Source organism: Roseovarius sp. YIN77, from assembly GCF_057219155.1.
On the sequence record NZ_JBXVVI010000001.1, the window covers coordinates 618,965 to 634,441 of the forward strand.

Annotated in this window: 11 protein-coding genes and 1 pseudogene; 4 read left to right on the forward strand and 8 right to left on the reverse strand. The window is 55.2% G+C overall.

The features are described 5' to 3' along the window. Nucleotide 1: 1 nt before the first annotated feature. From AC2D8P_RS03015 to AC2D8P_RS03025, 3 genes are read right to left on the reverse strand one after another with little or no spacing between them, the layout of a single operon-like run. Nucleotides 2-2,788 carry a DUF4159 domain-containing protein gene (locus AC2D8P_RS03015; protein ID WP_484700320.1) on the reverse strand — a complete coding sequence of 929 codons (2,787 nt, stop codon included), beginning with the start codon at nt 2,786-2,788 and terminating at the stop codon, nt 2-4. Continuing rightward, nucleotides 2,785-3,663: a DUF58 domain-containing protein gene (locus AC2D8P_RS03020; protein WP_484700322.1), complete on the reverse strand. Its 879-nt coding sequence runs from the start codon at nt 3,661-3,663 to the stop codon at nt 2,785-2,787. Before AC2D8P_RS03020 ends, AC2D8P_RS03015 begins: the two co-directional genes overlap by 4 nt. Next, entirely contained in the window at nt 3,660-4,679 is a 1,020-nt protein-coding gene (locus tag AC2D8P_RS03025; protein ID WP_484700324.1) for an AAA family ATPase, read from the reverse strand. Before AC2D8P_RS03025 ends, AC2D8P_RS03020 begins: the two co-directional genes overlap by 4 nt. 72 nt (nt 4,680-4,751) lie before the next feature. Between AC2D8P_RS03025 and AC2D8P_RS03030 the strand changes: the two genes are divergently transcribed. Continuing rightward, on the forward strand, nt 4,752-5,339 hold the full coding sequence (locus AC2D8P_RS03030; protein ID WP_484700326.1) for a DUF1285 domain-containing protein: 588 nt from the start codon (nt 4,752-4,754) through the stop codon (nt 5,337-5,339). Nucleotides 5,340-5,473: 134 nt separating this feature from the next. Here the strand turns inward: AC2D8P_RS03030 and AC2D8P_RS03035 are convergent, their stop codons facing one another. The 3 genes from AC2D8P_RS03035 to AC2D8P_RS03045 all read right to left on the reverse strand — a co-directional run bounded on the left by AC2D8P_RS03035 (nt 5,474) and on the right by AC2D8P_RS03045 (nt 9,946). Continuing rightward, nucleotides 5,474-5,806: a GYD domain-containing protein gene (locus AC2D8P_RS03035; RefSeq protein ID WP_484700328.1), complete on the reverse strand. Its 333-nt coding sequence runs from the start codon at nt 5,804-5,806 to the stop codon at nt 5,474-5,476. A 166-nt stretch (nt 5,807-5,972) separates the two neighbouring features. Continuing rightward, nucleotides 5,973-8,768: a DNA polymerase I gene (gene polA, locus AC2D8P_RS03040; protein ID WP_484700330.1), complete on the reverse strand. Its 2,796-nt coding sequence runs from the start codon at nt 8,766-8,768 to the stop codon at nt 5,973-5,975. 1,001 nt (nt 8,769-9,769) lie between these two features. Further along, nucleotides 9,770-9,946: a zinc-finger domain-containing protein gene (locus AC2D8P_RS03045; protein WP_484700332.1), complete on the reverse strand. Its 177-nt coding sequence runs from the start codon at nt 9,944-9,946 to the stop codon at nt 9,770-9,772. A 97-nt stretch (nt 9,947-10,043) separates the two neighbouring features. On the opposite strand from AC2D8P_RS03045, the pseudogene AC2D8P_RS03050 reads away from it, so the two are divergent. Beyond that, nucleotides 10,044-10,577, forward strand: a pseudogene (locus AC2D8P_RS03050) (ABC transporter ATP-binding protein); the annotation flags it as partial. A 429-nt stretch (nt 10,578-11,006) separates the two neighbouring features. Here AC2D8P_RS03050 and AC2D8P_RS03055 read toward each other — a convergent pair. Both AC2D8P_RS03055 and AC2D8P_RS03060 read right to left on the reverse strand, forming a co-directional pair. Next, a complete protein-coding gene (locus tag AC2D8P_RS03055) occupies nt 11,007-11,384 on the reverse strand; it encodes an HIT domain-containing protein (protein WP_484700334.1) in 378 nt (125 codons plus the stop codon). An 8-nt stretch (nt 11,385-11,392) separates the two neighbouring features. Further along, on the reverse strand, nt 11,393-12,970 hold the full coding sequence (locus AC2D8P_RS03060; RefSeq protein WP_484700336.1) for a DUF5928 domain-containing protein: 1,578 nt from the start codon (nt 12,968-12,970) through the stop codon (nt 11,393-11,395). A 151-nt stretch (nt 12,971-13,121) separates the two neighbouring features. Here AC2D8P_RS03060 and AC2D8P_RS03065 point away from each other — a divergent pair, with 151 nt between their 5' ends. Further along, nucleotides 13,122-13,940: a sulfotransferase family protein gene (locus AC2D8P_RS03065; RefSeq protein ID WP_484700339.1), complete on the forward strand. Its 819-nt coding sequence runs from the start codon at nt 13,122-13,124 to the stop codon at nt 13,938-13,940. A gap of 89 nt (nt 13,941-14,029) precedes the next feature. Then, entirely contained in the window at nt 14,030-15,388 is a 1,359-nt protein-coding gene (locus AC2D8P_RS03070) for a family 4 glycosyl hydrolase (RefSeq protein ID WP_484700341.1), read from the forward strand. The last annotated feature ends 89 nt before the right edge of the window (nt 15,389-15,477 follow it).

Sequence of the window (15,477 nt, forward strand, 5' to 3'; positions counted from 1 at the left end):
ATCACTGCCCCAACCGTTCCAACAGCGCCGGCACATGCACCTGATCAGACTTATAATTCCCAGTTAGCACATGCATGATCAGATTGACGCCGAACCGGTACGCAACTTCGCGCTGGCGCTCCCCGGAAAATCCGCGCCCAACAGGATAAAGCGCGTTCCCAGACACATCCACCGCCCAGGCCGCCGCCCAATCATTTCCGCCAATGACCACCGGGGTCACGCCGTCATTCAGATTTCGAAACGGCATCCCCTCGATCTGTTCGGCATCTGCAGGGGCGGCCTCCACCCAGACGTCCTGGCTGTTGAACCGGCCCGGAAAATCCTGAAGCAAGTAAAAGGTCCGCGTCAGAACATGATCGCCCGGCACACGTTCCAGCGGCGGGATATCCAGCGCCGCTGCCAGATTGCGCAAATGCCGGGCCTCGGCACTATTGCCCCCGCCATAACCCGCATCGCGCGTATCCATCAGGATCATTCCACCTGATTGCAGATAGGTGTTCAGCCGGGCATAGGCCAGATCCGACGGGATCGGCTGATCGGTGGTAATGGGCCAGTAAACAAAGGGCAGCAACGACAGGTCATCTTGTTCCAGATCAACCGCGACGGGCTCTGCCGGTTCGACAGAGGTCCGGCGCGTCAGCATGCGCGACAATCCACGCAATCCCGCCTCTGCCGTGCGATCAACATCGTCATTTCCCGTGATCACATAACCAAGGGCCAATTGATTAGCCAACTGCAAGGCCCTGAAATCATCCGCGTCCTGTGCGGCGGTCTCCCGGGGATGGAATGCCAGCAATATCCCCAGAACCATTGCGCCGATCGTTGCTTTTCCACGTGCCTGCCCCGACAACCTTATTCGGCCAGACAGCCACATCGATGCCAGCGTATCAATCACCAGCAGGATAAGAGCACCGGCAACCGCCCAGCCCATCAGATGCGTTTCTGCCTGAACTCCCAACCCCTCAACCGGGACATCGGTGGGCCATGTGGACTCTGTCAGCACGGTGTCTGATGCCAGAACATTCAATGCAAACGTCTCTGACCGCCCGGCAGAGGTATAACGCCCCGGCGGCATCATTGCCGATGGCGGGCCTGCCGCCAGATCTTCACCCGCCACGCCAGCAATCGAATCCGTTTCAGACAGCTCGCCAAACGCATTCAGGATGTTTTCGGCGCTCCACACCGTGTCGGTCATACTGTCTGCCGTTCGCCCCTGTGATCGGCCAGAAATCGAAAGACGCTCCAACATATCTACGAAAAGGCCAGACAGCGGCAGGCTCGACCATTCGGCATTCGCGGTGACGTGAAACAGAATAACCTGCCCATCGCCCAACCGTTTGCGCGTGACCAGCGGCGTACCATCTGACAGGGCCGCAATAGTGCGTTCCGCCAGCGTCGGATCAGGCTGCGCCACAACTTGTGAGGTGACCAGCACATCCTGTGGTATCGCCAGCCCATAGAATGGGGAGCTTTCGTGGAAAGGTTGCAACGTCTTGGGTGCCCCCCAACTCAGCGTTCCACCCACACTGCGCCCCCCACGGCGCAGGCGCACGGGCATCAGCGGGTCTTCGCTGCTGCGGCTCAAATCGCTGGAGGCCAGCCTTGGCCCCGCAAACCGCAACAATGTCCCGCCATTTGCGACCCATTTCGCAACTTCCACGTTTTGCCCATCCGGCAATGTCGCCACATCGGCAAAGATGATCACATCTGGGTTGGCGGGCAAAATATCGGCCAGATTCCCCTCAAGCAGATCGGCAGTCGGCTCCAACGCTTTGCTCAGGTAGTGGAGCGGCGACAAAAGCTGCAGGGTCTCTTGCTGCGCACGGCCGGAAATCAACGCCACCTCTCGCCGTCGCAAACTGTCATCGGTCAACGCCACCGCTCCGGCAGAGCGTGCGCCCGCAATCGTGAACCGGCTGATCCGCCCCAATAGCTCTGCAGGCAGATCGAACGTCACCCCGACAACGGGCTCCCCTGCAGGCAAAACTGCCACCTTGCGATCCAAGACACGTTCCAACCCCGCCGGGTCGCGTCCGACCACCTCGATCACGCGTTCCAGATCGTCTGTGTGCCGGTTGCGAATGACTTCGATTGAAATCAAACCTTGATCAGAGGTCAAAGGCCGTAATCCCAACACCGCGGCAGCGGATTGGAACACCGTCACATCACCTGCGCCTTGCAACCGATCCAAAAGATCAGATCGCCACGCATAGTCGATCCCATCAGACATCCAATAGGTTTCAAACCGCGTGTCCCCTAACCTGTCTGACCACGCATCAATGGCCTCCGGCTCCGGTGACCAGGGATTTGGGGTCAGCCCTGCAAGCCTGCCCACCCAATCATTAGCAGCCTGAAAGACAGGGGGATCGGGATCGGGCTTGGTCAGTGTCATAACACGTACGGGGCGTGCCGCCTGATGCGCCTCTTCCAACAATGCCGCCACACGATCCTGCCGAGCTGACCAGCTCGGTGCATCCGCCCATGTCCCATCCATCAGAATCAGCAGCGGCCCATCCTGAGTGCGAACCGGTTGGGGGTTAAGCACCGGCCCCGCCAGCCCAACGATCACGCAGGCCACCAGCAACATCCGCAACACCAAAAGCCACCATGGCGTCCGATCACTGTGGCTGTCTTTGTCCAGCAGGCCCAACAAAAACACCACGCCCGGAAATCGCCGTTTGCGCGGCGCCGGCGGCACGGCACGCAGCAAAATCCACAGCGCTGGCAGCAGGACAAGCGCCCATAACAGCCAGGGCGTGATGAAACCTATGTTGCCCAAGGCCATCATACCCGGCGTCTTTCCGTGGCCGAATAAAGCCACAGCAAAGCTGACGCGGCGCTGTCACTGGTGTGATGACATTGATACAGCCACCCCGTCGCCCGCGCCAAGTCGTTCAAATCGGCCTTTCGCTGCCGCAACCGTTCAAGATACCGGTCGCGAAGATCCCCCGCTTTCAGCGTCTCATGCCGCAGGCTGCCGGACATGCTTTCAAATATCGTGCGCCCGTCATAGGGAAACGCCTCCTCCGCAGGATCAAGAACCTGCAGGATAGCACCTTTCACCCCGCGATCCGCGGCTTTGGTCAACGCCTCTCGTACGGGCTGCAGATCCCCCATGAAATCTGATATCAACACCGCACGAATATGCGGCTTCAACCCGGCGAAACGAGGCGCGCCATAGTCTTGTCCCGGGTCGGCTAGGCACAGGTCATCCACCAGCCGCAAAATCTGCCCCTGCCCCGTCCCCGGCGCGGCCTCGCCATCGGCCAGCCCCACGCGTTCGCCACCTCTGATCAACAGGATCGCCAGTGACAACGCCAGCAACCGGGCACGATCAGATTTTGGCCCTATGTCCTTGTCAGACGAAAACGCCATCGATGCCGATCGATCGACCCAGAACAGAACAGTTTGCAAGGCCTGCCATTCTTTCTGGCGGACAAAGCGCGCATCGGATTTCGCCGATCTGCGCCAGTCGATCTGCCGGGCGCTATCGCCGGGAACCGCGGCGCGATACTGCCAGAACTCGTCGCCGGTGCCCGCCCTGCGCCGCCCATGCTCGCCTACCATCATCGTAGCCGCCAGACGTTCCGCCTGCGCCAATAAGGGTGGCAATGGCCGGGCCAGTTCTTCGGCCCGCCGCCGCAATATGCGGTCTGGTGTCATGCCGCGCTTTCTTGGGGTTTGATATGGTCCAGAACCGTCCTGATCAAACTATCCAGATTTTCACCGCGCGCCCGTGCGGCAAAGCTCAACGCCATACGATGGCTTAGAACCGGCAACGCCATTTGGGCAACATCATTGACCGACGGAACCAACCGCCCCTCCAGCAAAGCCCGCGCACGTACCGTCAGCATCAGCGCCTGCGCTGCGCGTGGCCCCGGCCCCCACGCGACAGAGGATCGCACAGGCTCAGGCGCGGCCTCGTCCTCGGGCCTGCACGCACGCACCAGATCCAAGATCGCCTCGACCACACTTTCTCCAACCGGCATGCGGCGCAAAATGGTTTGCGCCTCGATCAGCTCATCTGCGATGAAGACCTGATGCGCTTCATTCGCCTCTATCCCGGTGGTGGCGCGCAGGATGTCACGCTCTGTGTCACGCCCCGGATAATCAACGCTGATCTGCACGAGGAACCGATCCAGTTGGGCCTCTGGCAAGGGATAGGTGCCCTCTTGCTCTATCGGGTTTTGCGTTGCCAGCACATGGAACGGCACGCCCAATGGTCTGTGCTGCCCGGCAATCGTCACCTCTTTTTCCTGCATTGCCTGCAGCAAAGCGGACTGCGTTCTGGGGCTGGCCCTGTTGATTTCATCCGCCATCAGCAACTGGCAAAAAACGGGCCCCTGAATAAACCGAAACTCGCGCGCGCCTCCGGCCTTTTCTTCCAACACCTCTGAGCCCAAAATATCGGCGGGCATCAAGTCAGGCGTGAACTGCACCCGGTTGCTGTCCAATCCCATCACCGTGGCCAACGTATCCACCAACAAGGTCTTTCCCAACCCGGGCAACCCGATCAATAGACCATGTCCGCCACATAGCAGCGCCGACAGCGCCAGATCGACAACCTGCTCTTGCCCGATAAAGCGTTTGGTGATGCTGGCCTTCGCCTCAGACAGCTTACCACTCAGCCTTTCGATATCGGCCACCAGATTTTCGGTGCTCCCCTGTTCAACAGACATGGTGCCTCTCCTGTGTTGTCGTTATGTTGGCATTAAAGAATGTTCTGCGTCCAAGGACAAATGACAATCGTGATGAAAGAACAAAACTCCGTGAAACCATCCGCCGATACATTGGCCACTGCTGCGAAAGCAGCAACAAAAAAAGGCCCCCCGCGGGTTCATCTGTGGAATCCGCCATTTTGCGGTGATCTGGATATGCGCATCGCGCGTGACGGAACCTGGTGGTATTTAGGCACGCCCATGGGCCGAAAAGAGCTGGTAAAGCTATTTTCCTCGATCATTCGCAAGGATGGCGATGACTATTTTCTGGTCACGCCGGTCGAAAGAGTCGGCATTACGGTTGATGATGCGCCCTTTGTCGCCGTGGATTTTGAGGCCGCAAATCCTGGCCCTGATCAGGTACTGACTTTTGAAACCCATGTCGGGGATTTTGCCGCCGCCGGACCCGATCATCCCATCCGCGTGACCCGCGACCCCGAGACCGGCGAACCGTCGCCCTACATTCTGATCCGCGCCAATCTAGAGGCCCTGATTGACCGCAAAAGTTTTTACCGGTTGATAGAGATCGGCTGCCACGCGGAACATGACGGTCAAAGCTGGTTTGGCCTTTGGTCCGGTGGCGTCTTCTTCCCCATCATTCCGTCGTCGGAATTGCCCTGACGGGGCTTGTTCACATTGACAACGCGCGCCTCAATTCGCGACACGCGTTGTTTGATTAACCCAATATCCATATATGCGCCGTCGCAATGCCGCGCGAATACCGACGCAATACCGACGTGCCATTTCCGGGGGTTTTAGGCCCCTGGCGGATGATAGGCTGCTAAGGCGGTTTCCGCTTTTTCCATCGCCGTAATGCCATCGGCGGGCGTCACCAGCTTGGTGGTCTTGCCAGCACTGGTCGCCCCGGACGCCCCGACCGCCAGCGCACAAGCCGCCATCGTCACGTCATCTGGCGCCTCGATCAGCACAACAAAGTCGTAGTCACCAAAGCAAAAGAAAAAGCTATGCAATTTGCCGCCAGCCGCTTCGATCAATTGCCGCGCTGCCGCCTCTCGATTGTTCGGCCGTTTGATCATCGCGGCCGCCGCTGCCGAGGTATAAGACCCTTGATACATGTAGAACGACATCACTAACCCCCTATTTTAATTTGTGTTTCGATAAAATCGCATCGCGCGTCCCGACGCATAAGATCAGCCTACACCAAGATTTTCGAAAAGTCTTTATTTACAATAATAGCCGCAGGAAAAGCCAATCAACACAGCCTCTCCACTGATAAATTACGGCAACTTAAGCTTAATGCGCCTCTGCCCAGTTCGCGCCTTGCCCGGCATCAACCAGCAGCGGCACATCGAACTTTACAGCCGGCAAGGCAGCCCCCTGCATGATATCCCTGGCAACAGAGATGGTCTCCTCAACTGCGTTTTCATCGACCTCGAACAACAGTTCATCGTGGACCTGCAACAACATCTTTGCAGGCAGATGGGCAATCGCCTCTGGCATCCTGATCATCGCACGCCGGATCACATCCGCCGCCGTTCCCTGAATTGGCGCATTGATCGCCGCGCGCTTAGCAAATCCCGCATGTGGCCCTTTGGCATTGATCTCTGGCGTATGAATGCGCCGCCCAAACAGCGTTTTCACATAGCTGTTGTCCTTTGCGAATTGCACCGTTTCATCCATATACCGCCGGATGCCCGGAAAGCGTTCAAAATAACGGTCAATAAAGCCCTGCGCCTCTGCCCGGGGGATGCGCAGATTGCGCGCCAGACCAAAACCGGAAATCCCGTAAATCACCCCGAAATTGATCGCCTTGGCCTGTCGGCGCACATCCGGCGTCATCTCATCCAGTGGCACGTCAAACATTTCAGAGGCCGTCATGGCATGAATATCCAACCCATCGGCAAAGGCCTGCTGCAACGCGTCAATTCCCGCCACATGGGCCAGAATGCGCAGCTCGATCTGGCTATAGTCCAAGCTTAGCAAGATCTTACCAGGTTCCGCCACAAATGCCTCCCGTATCCGCCGCCCCTCTTCGGTGCGCACCGGGATGTTCTGCAGGTTCGGATCGGTCGAGGCCAACCGCCCGGTATTTGCGCCCGCGATGGAATAGGACGTATGCACCCGCCCCGTGTCAGGATTAATGTGATCCTGCAACGCATCGGTGTAGGTCGATTTCAGCTTTTGCAATTGCCGATAATCCAGAACCCGGCCGGCAAAATCATGCTCTGTTGCCAAGTCCTCCAACACATCAGCGGGGGTGGACCACTGGCCGGTTTTTGTCTTCTTGCCGCCCTCCAAACCCATCTGATCAAACAGAATAGACCCTACCTGCGCCGGGGATTGAACGTTAAAAGGTTGACCGGCGATGTCATGCAACTCCGCCTCCAACCCGGCCATTTTCTGGGCGAAGGCATTGGACATCCGGCTCAGCGTATCGCGATCCACCTTGATGCCTGTCATTTCCATCTGCGCGAGCACCGGCACCAGCGGACGTTCCAACGTTTCATAAACCGTCGTGACGTGTTTACGATGCAGATTGGGCTTCAGCTTCTTCCACAAACGCAGGGTGATATCGGCATCCTCAGCCGCGTAGGGCACTGCCTCTTCCAGCTTCACCTTATCAAAGGTGATCGCGGATTTACCGCTGCCTAACAAAGGCTTAATCGGGATTGGCGTATGATCCAGATAGCGTTCCGACAGCAGGTCCATGCCGTGATTATGCAACCCCGCGTTTTGGGCATAGGAAATCAGCATCGTGTCATCGATCGGGGCGACAGCGATGCCGTAACGCGCGAAGATCTTCGCGTCATACTTCATGTTCTGCCCGATTTTCAGGATCGAGGGATCCTCCAGCACCGATTTCAACGTGGCCAGCACATCATCCATCGGCAACTGACCCTCGGCCAGCGCGTCAGAGGCAAAGAGATCACCCCCCGCCTCTGCCAGATGGGCCACGGGGATATAACACGCCTCCCCCATCTCCACACACAGCGAAATCCCGACCAGACCGGCGGTCATTTCGTTCAAACCGGTGGTTTCCGTATCCACGGCCACATAACCCCGCCGATAGATCGCCGCGATCCAGTCCTGCAACTGCGCATCGGTGCTGACTTGTGTATATTTTGCATCTTCAAACGATGGTTCATCCGGCGCATCTGCAGCGGCGGGTGCGCCCTCTGGTTCGGGGATTGCGGGTGCCTCCAGCCCCAACCGATCCGCCACGCGTTTGGTGAGTGTTCGAAACTCCATCGAGGCCAGAAATCCCAGCAGGTCATCGGCAACCGGATCCTGCAATTCCAGAGATTCAAGGCTGAAATCCAGCTCCATATTCTGGTCCAGCTCCACCAACCGTTTGGAAATACGGATCAGGTCGGCATTATCCATCAACGTCTGGCGGCGCTTTGGTTGCTTGATTTCTTCGGCGCGCGCCAGCAGGCTTTCCAAATCCCCGAATTCATTGATCAATAACGCGGCGGTCTTGATCCCGATCCCGGGCGCACCCGGTACGTTATCCACACTGTCACCTGCCAGCGCCTGAACATCGACCACGCGTTCTGGGCCCACGCCGAACTTTTCTTCGACGCCCTCGCGATCAATGCGTTTGGATTTCATCGGATCGATCATTTCGACCCCACCACCAACCAGCTGCATCAGGTCTTTGTCGGAAGAGATGATCGACACCCGTCCCCCGGCCTCCCGCGCTTGACGGGCGAGCGTTGCGATAATGTCGTCCGCCTCGAAATTCTCCACCTCGATACAGGCAATATTAAACGCGCGCGTCGCATCCCGGGTCAGCGGGAACTGCGGCACCAGATCCTCCGGTGCTGGTGGGCGGTTGGCCTTGTATTTATCGTAAATCTCGTTGCGGAATGTCTTACCAGAATGATCAAAAATCACCGCCACATGGGTCGGTGCGTCGTCGCCCTTAGCATCCTCGACGAACTTGAACAGCATATTGCAAAAGCCCGCCACCGCCCCAATGGGCAGCCCGTCCGATTTCCGCGTCAGGGGTGGCAGGGCGTGATAAGCGCGAAAGATAAAGGCCGATCCATCAACCAGATGCAGATGACATCCCTTGCCAAAACTCATAACCCACGCTCCCTGTTTATACTTGGGATCAGTAATGCCATGAGGCGCGAGGGAGTGCCAGAGCCGATGGGTGGGCTGCTGACAGGAAATGACCAATGTCGGTTATGCGGGGTGATTTCAACGGATCGATGCAACACATGCATTAAACCGTTCTGCTGGACAAAATTTTCATTCAGGCAACCTGCACAAGGGACTTGCCTGACCCGGCCGTTCCATTGAAATACCAGTCTGCCCTAACCATATATAAATAAGCTCCGGAACAGCCGGACCTGATCGATGCGACTGTCTCGAAGGCCAATCGCTCATCTCTTTTTCGGAAATCGTGCCTTTAGCCAACCCGCTCATGTCGGTGACTTGGCCATCACGATCGATTTTCTCAGTTACAACCGCGAAAGGACAACTTATGGGCTATTCGTCCCCCAAGAAGCAGCTGGATTTGAAAGAGTTTCTCGACAAACCGGGCAAACCCCGGCCCTCACGATACAATTGGAACCGGACGGCAATGCCGCCTTCGAAGACGGCTTCGTCAGACAAGTCTAAAGCATCTGTGAAGTCCTGATGGGAAAAGGCAACAAAAAACGCGGAAACCGGGAAGTGAAGAAACCAAAGCAGGAGAAGCCTAAGACGCTGGCAACTGCCAATTCCGGTGCGGTAAGGCCAATCACTCTGGGCGAGAAGAAAGGAAAATAGGCCTACATGTGGGCAAGAGGTTTTTACACACCGTCCCAACGCCTATCGGCCAAATACCCTTCCAGAGAAAGCGAAATCGAGACCCTCTCAGATGTTGGAGGGTCTAGTGTGATTGTTGTCCCATCGTTGTGATACGACAAATCAGGAAACGAACGAAGTAAACCCTCGGCAAGTGCAACAACGTCCATATGGTGACCTCAAATATCCTCAGGTATCTCACAGCAATACACAGCAGCCTCAGTGTCACCAAATCATGTAATAGTTCATTTGGTTGCATCGGGCTCTAAGCGGCCGCACCACCCAATGGGCGACTACCCCTCTTCACGCCCCTTCAATACGATCTTCTTGTCGCAATAGGGGCATTCCACGAAACCTGTCGCGGGCGTGATTTGCAGCCAGACGCGCGGGTGGCCCAACGCGCCCTCCCCACCATCACAGGCAACGCGGGATGTCTCAACAATCACGGTTTCGGGGGCTTGGGTTGTCATCTGGCTCGGCCTCTTGTTTCTGGTCGATTATTCGCTGTAAGTCAGGGCAGATGATACGCAAGCCCGCGCGGGCGGGCAAGCACGAAGGGCGCCCCACATGACCACAAATGCGATAGAGATTGAGGGGCTTGTCAAAACCTACTCTGTCAGGGGCAACCAGCCGCCGAAACCGGCGTTGAAGGGAATTGACCTGACAATCCCCGCAGGATCCGTTTTCGGCCTGCTCGGCCCCAATGGGGCGGGCAAATCGACGATGATCAACATATTGGCCGGGTTGGTGAACAAAACCAGCGGTACGGTGCGCATTCAGGGTCATGATCAGGATCTGGAAATGCGTGCTGCCCGTCGCGCCATCGGCGTCATGCCGCAGGAACTGAACCTTGATCCATTCTTTTCGCCGCGTGGCGCACTAGAGGTTCAGGCGGGCCTTTATGGTATCCCGCAATACCGACGCAATACCGACGCAATACTGCATATGATCGGACTGTCCGATCAGGCAGAGGCCTATGCCCGCAACTTGTCAGGCGGAATGCGGCGGCGGCTGTTGCTGGGCAAGGCTTTGGTGCACTCTCCTTCGATCCTTGTACTGGACGAACCGACCGCCGGGGTGGATATCGAACTGCGGCAGATGTTGTGGCGTAACATTCGGGAATTAAACCAGAAAGGCACCACGGTCATCCTGACCACGCACTATCTGGAAGAGGCCGAAGAGATGTGCGACGAGATCGCAATCATGAACAGGGGCGAACTGCTGATCTGCGAAAAAACCGGCGACCTGATTGGCCGGATCGACCGGAAAACCCTTGTGATCACAGTAGATAATCCCGAAGTCCGGATCGAACTTCCCCCAACCGTTTCAGAGGATCGGCGCAAGGACGGCACCATCGCCCTGTCCTACCGAATGTCCGAAGTTCCCGCCGGTGCCGTTCTACAGGCCGTGGGTGCGGCGGGTCTGGGGATACGCGACATTCGCACAGAGGAGCCAGATCTGGAGGAAGCTTTCCTCGCCCTGACCCGCGACAAGGCAAACAGCCCCTAATCGGGCGATGCAATCAGCCCGCTATTTCGTCAAAATCGGCCCCAAAACCCGGCCCGCCAGCAAATGAATATGCATATGCGGCACCTCTTGCATCCCATGTTCGCCTGAATTGGTGATCAGGCGATACCCAGCGCCATCATTTCCGGGCTCCAGCCCCAGTTCCACGCAAATCGCCCCGATGCTACGTGTAAAATCCGCGATCTCTGCATCTGATGCCTGTTGAGCAAAGTGATCATAGTTCACATATGCGCCCTTGGGGATGACGACAACATGGTCCGGGGCCTGTGGTGCAATATCGCGAAAGGCCAATGTATGTTCGGTTTCCAAAACGGTGGAGTTGGGGATTTCCCCACGCAAAATCTTCGCGAAAATGTTCTGATCGTCATAGCTGTAAGCCATTTTTCCCCCTAGTCGGAAAACAGATGTTCGATTGATGCAATCTCTTGCGCCCTGTTTTGCGGAATATGCAGGAACTGGGCAAGCGAATTTGCATTTTCTTCTAAACCAGCGTCCTCTCTCATGCGGAAGTGATCAGGAAAGCCTGCATCACGCAACTGATCCATCTCTGACATGACCTGATTTCGGATGACCGGCAGCAAGGGCGACAAAACCGAAGCCGAGGATTCTTCAGACGCGAGCCCCACGCGCTTTGCGTGCCCTTCCAGATAGTCATCCGAAAACTTGCACTCTATTTCCAGCATCCGCGCTTTTGACCGATCCGAATAAAAGTCCCGGAACAAGTCCATATTGGCCGGATCCATGCAGATGATCATTCGATCGGTCTGATAAAAATCAAACAGCATCCATGTCAGCGCCCGCCTGTGGCGGCTTCGTTTCAGGATGGTTTTTTCGATCCCGCCAAGATCAGGCAGTTGTGCTGCCTCTTCATCAAAGACGTATTCCAGCGCCACCAAATTGGTCATCTGCTGAATACGCTCCACCAGTCGTTTTGCCACGTGCCATTTTTTACACACCACAATCAGCAATTCGCGGTCGCGCCCAAGGCTGCCAAAATTCTCCCAGAAACGCGGGCCAAAGCGTTCGCCAACACGCCCGCGCTGGCTGAGAAAGGCATAGAGACCACGCCCTTCGCCGGAGATATTGATCGACGCATCTTTATCCGCGTATAGCTGCCCAAGACGGTCTTTCAATTCATGCGCCTGGGGGCTGATTTTACGGGCAAATAGATAATCCTGACCCAGCAGTAAATCATAGTGATCATTGTAAAACGTGACTGGCATTCCATAATCGGAAAACATCAAAAATGTCAGTGTCCGGTTGCGGATTTCAACATCGGGAACCAGATGCCTTGCCAATGTCTGAAAAAATGTCTCGTCCGGGATCCAAGTGGTTTTGAAATACCTGATGACATCAGGCCGGATTTCAATAAACTCCAAAATTGCCTCTACCGTTCGCCGACGCAGGCAACACCATTGGCTGCCGATCATCATTCTGAAATCACTTGGAATTTTCCGTTGCAACCTAAGTCTTTTTTGCAAACTAAAGGAAAGATAGAACAGTTTTTTCTGCGTCCGTTCGTTGAAGAAATGTCGATAGATTAGGCGATCTTCCTTCAGCCCGGTTTTGATCCAGTCACTGTTGTGAAAATCATGACATTCTATGTAATCGGCATCGTCAGAATCCAGCAAATCACGCGCATATTTCGCAGGCTTGATCGCCATGCAATCGCCCGACAGCATGTAGAAATGCGTGGCTCTAGGGAAACGTTTGGCGGCCAGTTGGATCGCGCGCAGCGTGGCCTTGACCAAGGACCACTCCCCCCAACCGCATTGCACCCGGTTCTTGACCAGTACGACATTGGGATTGTCTGCAAGGGCTACTTCGATCCGGCGAAAATCTTCCTGCCCCGATCGCGCATCGAAGTGAATGGAAATGTAATCACCCGCGGCCGTCAACTGACGCGCCTGCGCAACAATAGCATCCGGGTTTTTGTGGCATAATAATATGAACGCTATTCTTGCCATTACCCCGCCTGAGCTTGCTGCCCCGTTTAACTATATGACCTGAACTATCAAAGACCGATTGAAAAAACACTCAATCTTTGGTCTTTTTCACCCACAAGCATTTAGAAAGCACCGCAACAGCGGTTTTAATGGGTTTAGGGGTCTTGTTTTTATGGGTTTTCCCGGCATTTGGATGACTGAAAGTGAAAGCATGGTCTATCGGGTCGTGCCAAAATGCGCGTGTTCGACCATTGGCCAGATCATGTATTATTCTGACCATGGAGAGTTTTTTGACGGGGACATCCATGATGCGACCCAAGGTCTGCACAAATGGGCGCAGGATCATAGTCAACAGCCAATCACCGACAATGTAGCGGCCCACAGATCCTACACTTTCACATGCGTGCGTAATCCCTACACACGGATACTGAGTTCGTTCTTTGACAAGATTTGCGGCATTCAACGCAATGGACGCCGATATCGTGGGAATTTGGTGCCGACACTCATTCAAAAATACGGGATCGACGTTGGCGGTGACGACGGGCGCGATGATTTCGACCAGATCAAAAGCTTTCGCAGATTTCTACTATTCGCGCGCGATACCATCCGTTGGCGCAAACCAATGGACCCGGATATCCACTGGTCCTCGATGTCAGGGCACATATCGACATTCATCATGAATGGTGGGCGATATGATCAGATTTTTTGGACAGAAAACTTTAACAGCGGGATGCAAGGCGTTCTGAACAATACGAATATCAAAAAACCAATTTCATTGAACAATATTCCCAGATTCAATGAATCAGAGGGGCACGGCCCAAAACGCGCGCATCCTGTACAGGACTATTTTGACGATCTGTCGATGCATCTGATGTACGAAATCTACAAACAGGATTTCGATCTGTTCAAGTATGACTTCGCTGATCCGGCCAACAAAAACCCGATTGCAGAGATTGATTTGAACGAGGTTCACGCAAAACTCGGTGACTAAATCGATCCGCGCACCATCAGCGTGTTGAAAAAGCGAAGGGACCACGCCAAGCTACCCGTTGCGAGGCAGGTGTATTGAGTGGGTAGAAAATGACAAGAATAGCACTAATTGGCGCTGGTAGCTTACAGTTTGGCACCGGCATGTTGGGCGATATCTTTCAGTCCCGCACGTTGTCGGGCGCGGAAATCATTCTTCACGACATCAACATCGGGGCGGCAAATCGGGTTCTGAAAGTCGGACTGGATTATGTGGCTGACAAGAATTTGGATTTCAAACTGTCGTCTGAACCCGATTTGAAGCGCGCCGTCACCGGGGCCGATTACATTGTCATTTCCATCGAGGTTGGAGATCGATTTGCCCTATGGGAAATGGATTGGAAAATCCCGCAACAATATGGAATTCCACAAGTTTATGGCGAAAATGGCGGGCCCGGGGGTTTGTTTCACAGCCTGCGCATCATTCCACCAATTCTGGATATCTGCCGAACGATTTCCGAGGTTGCACCAGCTGCCACGGTTTTCAATTTCTCCAACCCGATGAGCCGGATTTGCACAACAGTGCACCGCGCCTTCCCTGATTTGAAATTTGTGGGCATGTGCCATGAAATCGCGTCTTTGGAAAACGGATTGCCGAAGATCTTGGGCCAGCCACGCGAGAACATCAAATATCGTGCCGCTGGTTTGAACCATTTTTCGGTTCTGACGGATGTTCATTACGCAGACAGCGGCGAAGACGCCTATCCTGATGTGCGCGCCAAAGCCGCTGCATATTACGAAGCCCGCGCCGGATATTACGAACATCTCGAGGCTTGGCGTCAGTCCGGCCACCTGATGAATACAGAAGGTTGGATGAAGGTGGATCGATCTACGGTGAAAGCATCGCGTCCCTGGTCGGATCACTGGTTGTTCAAAGAGGTGTTTGAAAAATTTGGATATCTTCCAATCACCACAGACAGTCACTTTGGGGAATACATCCCATGGGCCCACGACGTCGCCGATCATCAGGGCATCCTTGGGTTTTTCACCTTTTACAAATTGCTTCTGGGGGAACGCGAACCAAAGATTTCTGATCAACTCCACGAACGGATTGTACCGATGATAGAGGCGATGGTGACGGGGGAAATATACGAAGAGCCCGCCGTTAACATCCCGAACAAAGGACAATTGATCGCAGATTTGCCAGAGTGGATTGCTGTCGAAGTTCCTGCGATGGTCGGAAAAACTGGCATTACGGGCGTACAAATGACGCTTCCACCCGGGATCAAGGGGCTCTTGACCAACCAGATCGGCATTCACGAATTGTCTGCCTTGGCGGTGTTGGAACGATCAAAGGACTTGGTTGTTCAGGCGCTACTTGTTGATCCGGTTGTCGGCACGGCAAAAAACATTCCCACGCTTGTGGATCACATGATAGCTGAACAATCCCCGTGGTTGGATTATCTGACCTGACATTCACAACCGATCGGGATGGAATGCGGCTGGCGATCTGATCAAAGCTGCGATAAAGCCTGATTGGAACGCGTAGATAAGGATATACC

What these genes read in the sequence shown, in the direction of transcription:
- AC2D8P_RS03015 (WP_484700320.1), bottom strand. Translation starts at nt 2,788, where the DNA reads ATGATGGCCTTGGGCAACATAGGTTTCATCACGCCCTGGCTGTTATGG.
- AC2D8P_RS03055 (WP_484700334.1), bottom strand. Translation starts at nt 11,384, where the DNA reads ATGGCTTACAGCTATGACGATCAGAACATTTTCGCGAAGATTTTGCGT.
- AC2D8P_RS03060 (WP_484700336.1), bottom strand. Translation starts at nt 12,970, where the DNA reads ATGGCAAGAATAGCGTTCATATTATTATGCCACAAAAACCCGGATGCT.
- AC2D8P_RS03035 (WP_484700328.1), bottom strand. Translation starts at nt 5,806, where the DNA reads ATGTCGTTCTACATGTATCAAGGGTCTTATACCTCGGCAGCGGCGGCC.
- AC2D8P_RS03070 (WP_484700341.1), top strand. Translation starts at nt 14,030, where the DNA reads ATGACAAGAATAGCACTAATTGGCGCTGGTAGCTTACAGTTTGGCACC.
- AC2D8P_RS03065 (WP_484700339.1), top strand. Translation starts at nt 13,122, where the DNA reads ATGGGTTTTCCCGGCATTTGGATGACTGAAAGTGAAAGCATGGTCTAT.
- AC2D8P_RS03025 (WP_484700324.1), bottom strand. Translation starts at nt 4,679, where the DNA reads ATGTCTGTTGAACAGGGGAGCACCGAAAATCTGGTGGCCGATATCGAA.
- AC2D8P_RS03030 (WP_484700326.1), top strand. Translation starts at nt 4,752, where the DNA reads ATGAAAGAACAAAACTCCGTGAAACCATCCGCCGATACATTGGCCACT.
- AC2D8P_RS03045 (WP_484700332.1), bottom strand. Translation starts at nt 9,946, where the DNA reads ATGACAACCCAAGCCCCCGAAACCGTGATTGTTGAGACATCCCGCGTT.
- AC2D8P_RS03020 (WP_484700322.1), bottom strand. Translation starts at nt 3,663, where the DNA reads ATGACACCAGACCGCATATTGCGGCGGCGGGCCGAAGAACTGGCCCGG.
- polA (WP_484700330.1), bottom strand. Translation starts at nt 8,768, where the DNA reads ATGAGTTTTGGCAAGGGATGTCATCTGCATCTGGTTGATGGATCGGCC.